This is a genomic window from Flagellimonas alvinocaridis (assembly GCF_965248585.1).
In the GTDB taxonomy this organism is placed as follows: Bacteria; Bacteroidota; Bacteroidia; order Flavobacteriales; family Flavobacteriaceae; genus Flagellimonas; species Flagellimonas alvinocaridis.
This window is the reverse complement of the sequence record NZ_OZ252111.1, coordinates 129,766-142,674: the sequence shown is the minus strand read 5'-3', so window position 1 is coordinate 142,674 and position 12,909 is coordinate 129,766. Positions and strand designations below refer to the sequence as shown.

The following is a 12,909-nucleotide window of genomic DNA, read 5'->3' as shown; positions in this document are numbered from 1 at the left end:
CAACCTGTAACACCTATTGATTTAAAGAAGTCTATATACTAACAGCGAAACAACCATAAAAATGATACAGATACAGAATCTTAAAAAAAGCTTCAGAACCGAAGAAGTGGAAACCTTGGCCCTGAACGGGGTAAACCTAAAGGTTGCCGAGGGAGAATTTGTGGCCATCATGGGGCCGTCCGGATGCGGGAAATCCACCCTCCTGAATATTATTGGCATGTTGGATAACCCTACCGAGGGAGGCTATGAGTTTGCCGGTCACCAAGTGGGAGGGCTCAAGGAAAGTCAACGCACCCAACTGCGAAAAGGAAACCTAGGCTTTGTCTTCCAAAGCTTTAACCTTATTGATGAGCTTACGGTTTTCGAAAACGTGGAGCTGCCGCTCATCTATCTAAAAATGAACAAATCTGAACGTCGTGAAAAGGTAAAGGCTGTCTTGGAACGCATGAAAATTGCGCATCGGGAAAAGCACTTTCCACAACAATTGTCCGGTGGTCAGCAGCAAAGGGTGGCCATTGCCCGTGCCGTGGTTACCAACCCAAAACTGATTTTGGCGGATGAGCCTACAGGAAATCTGGATTCCAAAAATGGTATCGAGGTCATGAACCTGTTGACCGAGCTGAACCAAGAAGGCACCACCATTGTTATGGTGACCCACTCCGACCGTGATTCGCATTATGCGCACAGGGTCATCAACCTGTTCGATGGGCAAATTGTCACTGAAAGTCAAAATAAACCCATGGGAGCAATGGTATAAGAGTTTATTCATCAATCATCATCAAAAACAACCATCATGTTCAAAAACTATATCCGAATCGCTTGGAGGAACCTTATCAAAAGAAAGGTGTTCACCACTATAAACATCCTAGGCTTGGCCATAGGCTTTGGCAGCAGTATTTTGATATATCTGTTTTTGACCCACCATTTGTCCTTTGATAAGTTTCATGAGAATTCGGACAGAATCTATAGAATGGTCACCGAAAGTCATCAAGATCAGATAGGTTACAATGCCTCCGTGCCCCCTGCCTTTGCAAAAGTGTTCCGTGAAGAATACCATTACGCCGAAAAAGTCGCCAAAATGGTCAATTGGGATGAGGTGCTCGTTAAGGTGGAAGCCCAAGGACAAAACCAACCCTATAAACTAGGCGTTGCCTTTGTTGAGCCGGATTTTTTTGACATCATGACCTTTCCTCTAATGGACGCTGCCGGCAATAGGTCTTTGGAAGAACCCAATACGGCATATATCACCGAAAAAATGGCCGAGAAATTATTCGGAACAGTCAATGCTCTTGGGAAAACCTTTCTTTATGACAACAAAGAAACCATTGAAGTTATTGGAATTCTTCAAAATGTTCCCAAAACTTCTTTTGTAACTGAAGGGCTGTTCATCTCGTTCAAGACCTTGGAAAAATTCAATGAATTTGTTTCAGAGGAAACGTGGGGCGGCATTTCGTCAGATTTACAATGCTTTGCCCTATTGCACCCCAACCAGAACATAGCCGACATAGAAAATATGCTATTGGAACTTCCTAAAAAGCATCGCCCCAAAAGCAAAAACAAACACGTTTACAAGCTACAACCACTGTCTGATATTCATTTTAATTCGAAATATGGTGGTGTAGATCCTGCTTTAATGTGGGTTTTTGGTGTCATTGGACTTTTTTTGATACTCATTGCCTGTATCAATTTCATCAACATTTCAACAGCTCAGGCCTTCTACCGGTCCAAAGAAATTGGGGTCAGAAAAGTATTAGGGAGCTTTAGGCACCATCTGTTCTGGCAATTTTTGTCCGAAACTTTTGTAATTAGCCTTTTTGCCATTGGATTGGGCATTCTTTTAGCTGTTTTGTTTCTCCCTTCGTTCAACAATTTGTTTGAACTGGAGCTCTCTATGAACAATCTGTGGAATGTGCAGTTTTTTGCTTTTTTAAGTGCTGTGCTGGTCTTGGTATCGTTCCTATCTGGTAGCTACCCTGGCATTTTAATGTCCCGCATTGTTCCTGTGCTTGCCCTAAAGGGCAAATTGAACCATAACGACACGGGAGGCTCTACAACCCGGAAAGTTTTGGTCGTGGCCCAATTTGCCATATCGATTGTCCTAATAGCAGCAACACTGATTATTTCCAGACAGATAGATTATGCCGTAAACACCAATTTAGGTTTTGATAGGGAATCCATTGTCATGGTGGACATTCCTACGGACATTGAACCCGTAAAGCTAAAATCGCTTAAAGATCAATTGTCCCAAATTGGGGGAGTCAATGAGGTTTCCGCATGCCTGGACAGTCCTGGAGCTTCGCACAGTAATTGGGGAACCAGCATAAAGTTCCACAATAGGCCAGAAGATGAGGAATTCAGCATTCAAGCCAAACTTGCCGATAAAGACTATCTAAAAACTTTTGACATTCCATTAGTGGCTGGGAGAAATTTTTTTGAGCACGACTCTATCACTGAAGTCCTTGTCAATGAAAAATTGGGAGAAAAATTGGGGTTGGCCTCATCCAATGACCTGTTGGGCAAGAAAATCGAAGTAAATAGTGAAAGAACAACCATTGTTGGAGTTATTGCCAATTTTCACGACAGCGATTTTACGGAAGACATTAGTCCAGTTTTTATAGCATACAAACCTCACTGGTTCAGTCAAATAGCAATAAAAATAAGCGCCCAAAACACTAGGTCCATTTTAGATCAAATCGGGGAAAAATGGTCCAATACATTTGAAGGCTATATCTTTGAGCCCCATTTTATGGATGAACGTGTTGCAGAGCAATACGAAGCGGAACAACGGTATTTATCCCTTTCCAAAGTTTTCTCAGGCTTGGCCATATTGATTGGCTGCCTTGGCCTCTACGGTCTTATTCTCTTTTTTGTGGGCCAAAGAACCAAGGAAATTGGCATTAGAAAAGTGTTGGGCAGCAATGTCACCAAAATCTTGACGCTTTTTTCCATGGATTTCTTTAAGCTCATCCTCATAGCCGGCGTTTTGGCTACCCCCATTGCTTGGTATCTCATGGAACAGTGGCTTCAAGGTTACGCCTATAGAACCCAAATACACTGGTGGGTTTTTGCCCTGGCCATTGTATCCATCATGGTCATCACATTGATTACCATAAGCTATCAGACCCTAAAAGTGGCCTTGGCCAGCCCTGTTAAAAGCCTGCGAACCGAATAAACTAATTTTCAAAACGACACGTCATGTTTAAGAACAACATAAAAATTGCATGGAGGAATCTCAAAAAGCAACCCTTTTTCACGTTTCTCAACACTTTTGGCCTTGCCATTGGAATGGCTGGTGCATTGCTTATCTGCCTCTTCATCTATGACGAATTAAGTTATGACAAGATGTTTGTTGATGCCGAACGCATCTATCGGGTTGACAGCGATATTAAATTTGGCGGGGCCGAAATAAAAGCCTCTGAAGCTGCAGCTCCAATGGCTGAGGCTTTGCAAAGAGATTTTCCGCAGGTAGAATCTGCTATTCGCTTCCGGGACAGGGGAAGTCTATTATTGCGTAAAAGTGGCACTGAAACCAACACAAAAGAACTCCAGGTCACTTTTGTCGATTCCACCTTCTTCGATTTCTTTGGAATAAATCTATTGGTAGGTGATTCCAAAACGGCCCTGACCCAACCCAACACTTTGGTCTTGACCAAAACCGCTGCCGAAAAGCATTTTGGTGTTAAGGACGCCTTGGGACAACGTTTATTACTGAACAATACGGACACTTATACGGTTACAGGGGTCATAGATGACCTCCCAAGAAATTCGTTTTTGAGGGACCATTCTGTTTTTATGGCCATGAGCGGTTTTGCCGATTCGCAATCCCCCGATTGGGGCAGTCACAATTATTTTACGTTCATAAAACTGATTCCCTCGGCCAATATCGCAGATTTTCAGGCTCCTTTGAACACCCTCTTCGACACCTATTTGTTGCCCTGGGCACAAAATTTTTTCCCTGGGATAACCAAGGAATCCTTTCTCGCTTCAGGCAATTATGTCAACTATCATACAATGCCTTTGACCGATATCCATCTTCATTCGAGCCGGCAATCTGAAATGAGCGCCAACAGTACCATGCAAAATGTGTACATTCTTTCGTTTATAAGCTTATTTCTGATTGTTCTCGCCTGTGTGAACTTCATGAACCTCTCTACGGCGTATTCCCTGAAAAGGGCCAAAGAGGTAGGTATTAGAAGAACATTGGGGTCCAACAAAATAGATTTGGTACGGCAGTTCTTGATCGAATCGGGGCTTATCTCCTTCATTTCACTTTTGGTAGCGTTGATTATTGCCATAATAGTACTGCCCTTTTTCAATGACCTTGCAGGAAAGGCAATTGCCATTCCCTTTTCAAATCCTATTTTTTGGGGAATAGTCCTATTCGCCACTGTTATCCTAGGGATTTTCTCAGGAAGCTACCCGGCCTTCTTCATGTCGCGGTTTATGCCCGTGAAAACACTCAAAGGTGGAGGGCAGAGTGATGTGGGCGGTGGTAATGTCCGAAACGCGTTGGTTGTGTTCCAGTTTGCCATTTCGGTCTTCTTGATCGTTAGCACCATTGTTGTTTTTCAACAGCTAAGGTTCATACAAAGCAAAGATTTGGGTTTTACCAAAGATCAAGTGGTTCTGATCGATGATGTTTTCTCCGCCGGGTCTCAAGTTGGGGCCTTGAAAGAAGAAGTCCTCAAATTGAGTCAGACCAAAAATGCCACCTTGAGTTTTTATTTTCCAACACCATCTTCCCGCTCCAACGGCTCCTTTTTTAAAGAAGGATCAGTGGACCAAGAAAATGCCATCCAAATGCAAACTTGGACTGTTGATCACGATTATATAGGTACGATGGACATGGAGCTCATTGCCGGGCGTAATTTCAGTAAGGAATTCAGCACCGACTCCACCGCTGTAATCATCAATGAAGCCACTCTAAAAATCCTTGGTGTTGGCCCAGAAGAGGCGTTGGGTCTAAAAATGACGGACGACCTCGGAGTAGAAGAACTCCAATTTAGCACAATCATCGGCGTAGTTAAAAATTTCCATTACGAATCGTTGCGGGAAAATATTGGGGCCTTGGGTCTCTTCTTGGACAGACAACCTTCTGGGATACTGGCGGTACGATTGAATGCGGGAGACTTTTCCTCTACCATTGCCAAAATCGAGGGAATCTGGAACAGGTTTGCGCCCGGGCAGCCTTTTAGCTATCGCTTTATGGACGATTCTTTCAATACCACCTACGATGCAGAGCAACGTTTGGGCAAAATATTCATGGTCTTTACGGTCCTTTCCATTTTGATTGCCTGCTTAGGCTTGTTCGGACTTGCTGCTTTCAATGCCCAAAAGCGTACCAAAGAAATTGGAATCCGCAAGGTTTTGGGGGCCAGCGTCCAGCAGATTACCTATCGATTGACCACCGACTTCCTAAAAATGGTCGGAATCTCCATCCTTATCTCCCTGCCTATTGGTTGGTTTGCCATGAACAAATGGCTTGAAGATTTTTCATATCGCATAGAAATAGGATGGTGGGTATTTGCCCTAGCGGCACTTTTGGCCATAGGGGTGGCCGTACTCACCGTAGGCTATCAGAGTATAAAGGCTGCCGTAGTGAATCCCATAAAAAGCCTTAGAACAGAATAACCATTATCAAAAACAAAAAGCCATGTTCAAGAACTATATAAAAATCGCTTGGCGGACCCTAATCAAAAACCGGGTCTATTTTACCATAAATACCGTTGGCCTATCCATTGCTATTGCGGTTTCTTCTTTAATGTTGCTTTGGGTTTTTGATGAATATGGCACAGACAAGTTTCACGAAAAAGATGATCAGCTTTTTTTGGTCAAGAGAACCATCCCCTTGGAAAAAGGGGTTTTTGACGTTTACGAAGGTGTTTCCTATCCTCTTCTGAAAACTGCCAAGGAACAGTTTCCCGAAGTCGAGGAATTCATTACCCTTGGCCGTACCTTTGAAGATAACCTTCGTGTTGGGAATACCGATTTAAGAGCAGAGGGAACCTTTGCCAACGCGGCTTTTTTCAAATCCTTTTCTTTTCCGGTCCTGGTTGGTAATATTGATGATCTGGATGAGAAACCGGAAGCTTTGGCCATCTCCGAGAGCTTTGCCAAAAGACTTTATGGTAAGGAATGGCCCGAAAAAGCCATTGGGAGCCCAGTTCATATCTACGACAGCGGTGACTATGCCATAGCCGCAGTATATGAAGATTTTCCATCACAATCCTCCATTCAAAATGATTTTTATTATGGCTTTGAACAGCATCTTAGCAAAAATGATTGGATGCAGGAATGGGAAAACAATGGAATGCAAGGAGCTTTGTTGCTAAAAAAAGGAGTGGATGCCTCTCTAGTGGCCCAAAAAGTTCATGCATTGCATCAAGATAATATTGAGGGTGAATTCAAGGAAGGTGTCATTCTTCAAAAATTCTCGGAAAACTATTTGCACAATCAATTCAATGAAAAGGCCCAAGTGTCCGGTGGGCGAATTGAATACGTTCGCATATTCACCATTGCAGCCATTTTCCTTTTGATCATCTCCTGCATCAACTTTATAAATCTCTCCACGGCTTATGCCACCAATAGATCCAGCGAAATAGGGGTGAGAAAAGTGGTCGGGGCCAAAAGGAAAACGCTTATTGGCCAGTTCTTCACAGAAACTGCAATTGTTACTTCATTATCTTTTCTGATAGGGTTGGCCGTCGCATTCCTATTGCTGCCCTATGTGAATACTCTTACCGGAAAAGTTCTCGAAATTGACTTTACCCAACCTTATCTTTTGTTCACCATTGTAGGGGTGTTTCTTTTTACCACTATTCTTTCAGGGGCCTATCCTTCGCTTGTGGTTTCATCATTTCGGCCTATTTCGGCCTTAAAGGGGGTGGTCCAAGAGGGCAAGCAAACCATTTCATTGAGAAAAGGATTAGTAGTGCTTCAATTTTCATTGGCCATTTTATTGATCATCTCTGCTTTGGTCATCCAACAACAAATAAACTACGTGAACCAAAAAGATTTAGGTATTGCCAAAGATCATATTGTTGCCATTCACCAAGATCAAGCCTTAACGGAAAAATATGGAGTGCTTTATGATCAGTTGATGAAATCTGAGGGAATAGAGGACGTTACCTTGGCAGGGCCATCGCCTTTGGCAACGCCAGCTTCAACCAGTGGAGTAAGTTGGCCCGGGAAAACCCAGGAACAGGAGAATTTAGAATTTGCCTTACTCTGGACTGCACATAATTTTCCAAGCACGTTCAACGTGCCGTTACAGGCAGGTGAGTATTATAGGGAGGGAACAAAAGATACCCTAAATCTTGTTGTCAATGAAACTGCTGCCCAAATCATGGGGTTGGGGAATGAGCCTGTTGGAAAAACGGTCCAGTTTTGGGGAGCACAACGACAGATCATTGGTGTCCTAAAAGATTTTCATAATCGTTCTCTATATCAACCCATACAGCCCACAGTATTTCTACTGGACCCCAACGATGCAGGTTCCCTGTTTGTAAAATTGGATGGCGGGAAAACCGAAGCAGCCTTGGCTTCCATTCAAACGGTATTTAAAAATGTCCTTCCGGATTTTCCATTGCACTACGATTTTCTGGATGAGGAATACGCTTCAAATTATCGTACCGAGACCTTGACAGGGACCTTGGCCCATTATTTTGCCCTAATTTCCATTTTGTTATCCTGCCTGGGACTGTTCGGCCTTGCTACTTTTATGGCCAAACAGCGAAAAAAGGAAATCGGTATCCGAAAAGTACTTGGGGCCAGCATCAATAATATCATTTTATTGATTTCCAAAGATTTCTTGAAACTCATTGCCATTGCCGCCCTCATCGCATCACCTGTGGCCTATTATTTCATGGCTGAGTGGCTAAGCGATTTTGCCTATCATATTGCCATTCCTTTATGGGCATTTGCCTTGGCTGGTATATTGGCTATGTTGGTGACCTTGCTCACCATAGGATTCCAGGCTTTAAAATCTGCCATGACAAATCCAGTGAAAAGCCTTAGAACAGAATAATCATCATCAAAAACAAGAAGCCATGTTCAAAAACTATATAAAGATTGCCTGGCGCAACATTAAAAAAGATAAATTATTCACTGGCATCAAGGTCGGCGGATTTGCCATGGGCATTGCTGCTTGTCTTTTGATAGCCCTTTTCATAAAAAATGAACTAGGCTATGATACCCATTACAAGAACAAAGATCGGATCTACCGCGTGGTCATGCAAGGTATGATGGATGGGGAGCAACTCAAAAGCGTTCATTTTCAACTTCCTTTTGCAGAAACACTGGCCTCCACTTTTCCAGAAATCCAAAAAGCAGGCAAAATAAATACAAGTGAACTTTTTGGTGCCGGAAAAAGGGCGTTACGTCCTGAAGGAACAACCCAAAACAACTTTGAAGAGGGCTTCGTATATGCAGACCAGTCCGTTTTTGACCTATTGGAATTGGAGTTGGAACAGGGCAATCCTGAAAATCTGCTTGTAAATCCAGGTAGTGTTGTAATGACGGCCTCAAAGGCGGCCAAATATTTCCCCGATGGCAATGCTGTGGGAAAAACGGTTTTTCTTGACGATAATTCCAGCAGGCCTTATACCGTGACAGGAATCATCAAGGAGAATCTTTCCAAAAAGTCACATATGGATTTTGACTTCCTTTTGGCGATTGAGGACACCAATATGAGTTGGTCCAACAATAATTATTTCACCTATGTATTGCTCGATGACAATGTTGATGTTGCCTCTTTGGAGAAAAAGATGGGCTCAATTCTAGAAAATTTTGTCATTCCTGCCTACCGCGAAAGGATGAGGGGAGAGAAGTTCATGGAGGTTTTAAAAACATTGGAGTATAAATTGCAGCCTATTGGCGACATCCACTTAAAATCAGATTTAAAGATGGGTGATGGGTTAAACCATGGCGATATTCGATTTGTCTGGCTGTTCGCTGCCATTGCCGGGTTTGTTTTGTTGTTGGCGGTAATAAACTTCATCAACTTGTCCACAGCAAAATCTGCCAATAGGGCCAAAGAGGTTGGATTAAAAAAGACGGTTGGAGCTTTTCGGGGCGATTTGGTAAGCCAATTTTTAACCGAGTCCATCCTTTTTAGCATAATTTCCTTTGTTATTGGGGTCTTATTGGCCTGGGGACTGCTCCCTACTTTCAATTCCATTGCGGCTAAAAACATAGGTATGCCTTGGGAAACATGGTGGTTCCTTCCCATAATAGGAATAGCGGCCTTAATCATAGGGATTATTGCAGGCCTATACCCTGCGTTTTATCTATCCGCTTTTAAACCAGTGAACGTGCTTAAGGGGTCCCTGAGTACGGGAAGCAAAAGTGGAAAACTCCGCAGTGGACTCGTTGTTTTTCAGTTTACCACTTCGGTGGTTTTGATTATTGGCACTTTGATTATCTATAAGCAAATGAATTTTATTTTGGACAAGAAACTGGGGTTCAACAAGGAGCAAGTATTGGTCATCAAGGGAACCAATTTACTAAGAAACAACACGGAGTCCTTTAAAGAACGGCTTCTTGGGCTATCCAATGTAAAAACAGCTACCATAAGTGATTACCTTCCCATTGAAGGCACAAAGCGGAATGGAAACACATTTGGTCTACTACGTGATGGAAGACAAGAAATCTCGGTCCCTGCACAAATTTGGCGAGTAGATTATGATTATATACAAACCCTTGGGCTTCAGCTTAAAAACGGAAGGGCATTTTCCAAGGAATTTGCCAGTGATTCATCAGCCATAGTCATCAATTCGTCCATGGCTAAGGAACTAGGATTTAATGATCCCATAGGCAAACGTATCAATAATGGGGAAGATTGGACCATAATTGGTGTTCTTGAGGATTTTCACTATAAGAATCTCAAAGAAGAAATTGCCCCGGTCTCATTGGTCATTGGTAATAGCCCAAGCATGGTATCGGTAAAACTGAATAAAGGGGAAACCACAAGGGCAATCCATGCCATAGAAGCCATTTGGCAAGACTATGTGCCTCAACAAGCATTTGAATATACTTTTTTGGATCAAGAGTTTGCCCAAATGCATGATGATGTCCAGCGTATGGGAAAAATATTCAACAGCTTTGCCCTATTTGCCATCCTTGTCGCTTGTTTAGGTCTCTTTGCCCTTTCCGCATTTTTGGTGGAACAGCGTAAAAAGGAAATTAGCATCCGTATGGTTCTTGGGGCTCCTTTCAAAAGCATATATCAATTACTCACTTTTGATTTTGTAAAGCTGATATTAATATCAATACTCATTGCAACCCCTATTGGCTGGTACTTAATGAACCGGTGGTTGGAAGATTTCGCCTATAGGATCAATATTTCTTGGTGGGTCTTTGTCCTATCTGGTCTTTTGGCATTGGCAGTAGCATTTTTAACGGTCAGCTACCAAGCCATTAAAGCAGGTTTGGTCAACCCGGCAAAAAGTTTGCGAGCCGAATAAATCACATCAAAAAACAAAACCATCATGTTAAAGAACTATTTAAAAATTGCCTGGAGAAACCTAACCAAGCACAAGGCGTATACCATCATAAATGTGGGTGGATTGGCCTTGGGTATGGCGGTTGCACTTATCATTGGCCTTTGGATGCAGGATGAACTCACCCACAACGATTACTTCTCAAATAAAGATACTATCGCCCAGATATTCCAATCGCAGACCTTTAATGGGGAAACCGGCACAGGCCCTGCCATTCCCCGTCCCTTGGAAAAAGTATTCCGAGATGGGTATATGGACAACTTCGAGCACTTAGTAATGGCCTCATGGAACAATTCCCAATATCTGAAGTACAAGGAGACCAGTATTTCAAGGACCGGAAACTTTATGCAACGGGAAGCTCCTGAAATGCTCGACCTAACCATTATAAAAGGTGAAAAAGATGGTCTTAGGGAAATCAATTCCATTATGCTCTCCGCTTCCACGTCCAATGCCCTTTTTGGCAATGAGGAGCCCATTGGAAAAGTCATCAAGGTCAATAGTCAGTATGATATGATGGTCACTGCAATCTATGAAGACATCCCTTTTAATGCCTCTTTTAATGACATGCACTATCTCATGCCTTGGGATAAATATCTGACCACGGCTGAATGGCTCAAAAATGCCGAGGACCAATGGGGGAACAATTCCTTCCAGATGTTTGTTCAAATAGCCGATAATACTACTATGGAAAGGGTTACATCGGTCATTAAAGATGTAAAAAAAGATTTAAACGAAGATACCGCACAGTTTAACCCGCAACTGATGTTGCTGCCTATGGACGACTGGCATCTCCGTAATTTTTTTGAAAATGGGAAGCAAGTGGGCGGACGTATCAAATACGTTTGGTTGTTTGGCATCATTGGTGTCTTTGTGTTGCTTTTGGCCTGTATCAACTTTATGAACCTCAGCACGGCCCGTTCCGAAAAAAGGGCCAAAGAGGTCGGGATACGAAAATCCATTGGATCCCAACGTGGGCAATTGATCAACCAGTTCTTGGGAGAATCCTTTTTAGTGGTCCTGTTTGCCTTTCTCATTGCCGTTCTTATTGTAGTGATATCCTTGGGCGGATTTAATGAACTGGCCAGAAAGGAAATAGATTTCCCTTGGACACTTCCAAGCTTCTGGGCAATCTCCATCCTTTTTATTATAGCTACTGCCTTGCTCGCGGGAAGCTATCCAGCCCTATACCTTTCCTCCTTCAGACCTGTTGATGTGCTCAAGGGCACCTTCAAGGCAGGAAAGCATTCCGGTTTGCCTAGAAAAATTTTGGTCGTGCTCCAATTTACCGTTTCAGTTGCTTTCATCATCGGAACTGTTATCGTAATGCAACAAATCAACCACGCTAAAAACCGACCTATTGGGTACGATCGCGAAGGCTTGGTACAAATTCCGGTCATGAGCCAAGACTTTACTGGGAAGTACGAATTAATGCGCAATGAATTCATTGCTTCCGGGGCGGTTGTTGAAATGTCATCCTCCAGTAGCCCAACCACCAACATTTGGTCCAACCGAAGTGGATGGACTTGGGAAGGTAAGCCAGAAGGATTTCAGGAAGATTTGGCCTATACGGAAGTTTCCCCCGAATATGCCAAATCGCTCAACCTTAAGATCGTGGCTGGAAGGGATTTTTCAAGGGAATTTCCTTCGGATTCCAATGCTGTTCTGCTCAACGAAACTGCTGTAAAATATATGGGACTTAAAGACCCTGTTGGTAAACTTTTAAAGGATGAGGACACTGAAAATCCGAGTGAACCTCTAAAAATTATTGGTGTGGTTCAGGATATGATTGCCCAATCCCCATATGAACCTGTAAAACAAGGTATGTACACCTTTGACAAATATGGCAACGCTTCCTTCTACAACCTACGGTTGAACCCCAAACAAAGTGCCGGACAAAATCTGGCTGTTATTGAGCGGGTCTTCAAGGAGCATTTTCCCAATATTCCGTTCCAGTACGACTTTGTAGATGAGGAATATGGTGAAAAGTTTGCTGCTGAGGAGCGAATAGGTCGTTTATCAGGAATTTTTACTGCCTTGGCCATCCTTATCAGCTGTTTGGGCCTCTTTGGATTGACTTCCTTTGTTGCAGAACAGCGTACCAAGGAAATTGGGGTCCGCAAAGTGTTGGGAGCCACGGTTTTCAATGTCTGGAACATGTTGTCCAAAGACTTTTTAAAACTGGTCATCATTTCCTGTTTTATAGCTGTGCCCATAGCCTATTACGTTATGAACGGATGGTTGCAGGAATATCCATATCGCGTAATCCTTAAGTGGTGGATCTTTGCCTTGGCCATGCTTGGGGCCCTGTTCGTGACCGTGGTCACCGTAAGCTTCCAAGCCATTAGGGCTGCAAAGGCAAATCCCGTAAAAAGTCTACGGACAGAGTAATTCATCAGTAATCCAGTAAAGC

The 12,909-nt window shown here is 43.1% G+C and carries 6 protein-coding genes; all 6 read left to right on the top strand.

Features of this window, described 5'->3' with window-relative positions:
• Positions 1–61: 61 nt before the first annotated feature.
• Genes ACP14V_RS00540 through ACP14V_RS00515 form a run of 6 tightly spaced genes read left to right on the top strand, consistent with a single transcriptional unit; the run spans position 62 to position 12,887 of the window.
• Positions 62–757, top strand: coding sequence for an ABC transporter ATP-binding protein (locus tag ACP14V_RS00540; protein ID WP_272609147.1), 696 nt, complete (start codon positions 62–64; stop codon positions 755–757).
• 36 nt (positions 758–793) lie between these two features.
• On the top strand, positions 794–3,172 hold the full coding sequence (locus ACP14V_RS00535) for an ABC transporter permease (protein WP_272609146.1): 2,379 nt from the start codon (positions 794–796) through the stop codon (positions 3,170–3,172).
• A 23-nt stretch (positions 3,173–3,195) separates the two neighbouring features.
• Positions 3,196–5,631, top strand: a complete 2,436-nt coding sequence (locus ACP14V_RS00530; RefSeq protein WP_272609145.1) for an ABC transporter permease — start codon at positions 3,196–3,198, stop codon at positions 5,629–5,631.
• A 22-nt stretch (positions 5,632–5,653) separates the two neighbouring features.
• Positions 5,654–8,026, top strand: a complete 2,373-nt coding sequence (locus ACP14V_RS00525; protein ID WP_272609144.1) for an FtsX-like permease family protein — start codon at positions 5,654–5,656, stop codon at positions 8,024–8,026.
• A 22-nt stretch (positions 8,027–8,048) separates the two neighbouring features.
• Positions 8,049–10,463 carry an ABC transporter permease gene (locus ACP14V_RS00520; RefSeq protein WP_272609143.1) on the top strand — a complete coding sequence of 805 codons (2,415 nt, stop codon included), beginning with the start codon at positions 8,049–8,051 and terminating at the stop codon, positions 10,461–10,463.
• Positions 10,464–10,487: 24 nt separating this feature from the next.
• Positions 10,488–12,887: an ABC transporter permease gene (locus tag ACP14V_RS00515; RefSeq protein ID WP_272609142.1), complete on the top strand. Its 2,400-nt coding sequence runs from the start codon at positions 10,488–10,490 to the stop codon at positions 12,885–12,887.
• Positions 12,888–12,909: the final 22 nt, after the last annotated feature.

Bases quoted from the DNA above. Each gene is read 5' to 3' on its own strand.
- ACP14V_RS00520 (WP_272609143.1), top strand. From the start codon at position 8,049: ATGTTCAAAAACTATATAAAGATTGCCTGGCGCAACATTAAAAAAGAT.
- ACP14V_RS00525 (WP_272609144.1), top strand. From the start codon at position 5,654: ATGTTCAAGAACTATATAAAAATCGCTTGGCGGACCCTAATCAAAAAC.
- ACP14V_RS00515 (WP_272609142.1), top strand. From the start codon at position 10,488: ATGTTAAAGAACTATTTAAAAATTGCCTGGAGAAACCTAACCAAGCAC.
- ACP14V_RS00540 (WP_272609147.1), top strand. From the start codon at position 62: ATGATACAGATACAGAATCTTAAAAAAAGCTTCAGAACCGAAGAAGTG.
- ACP14V_RS00535 (WP_272609146.1), top strand. From the start codon at position 794: ATGTTCAAAAACTATATCCGAATCGCTTGGAGGAACCTTATCAAAAGA.
- ACP14V_RS00530 (WP_272609145.1), top strand. From the start codon at position 3,196: ATGTTTAAGAACAACATAAAAATTGCATGGAGGAATCTCAAAAAGCAA.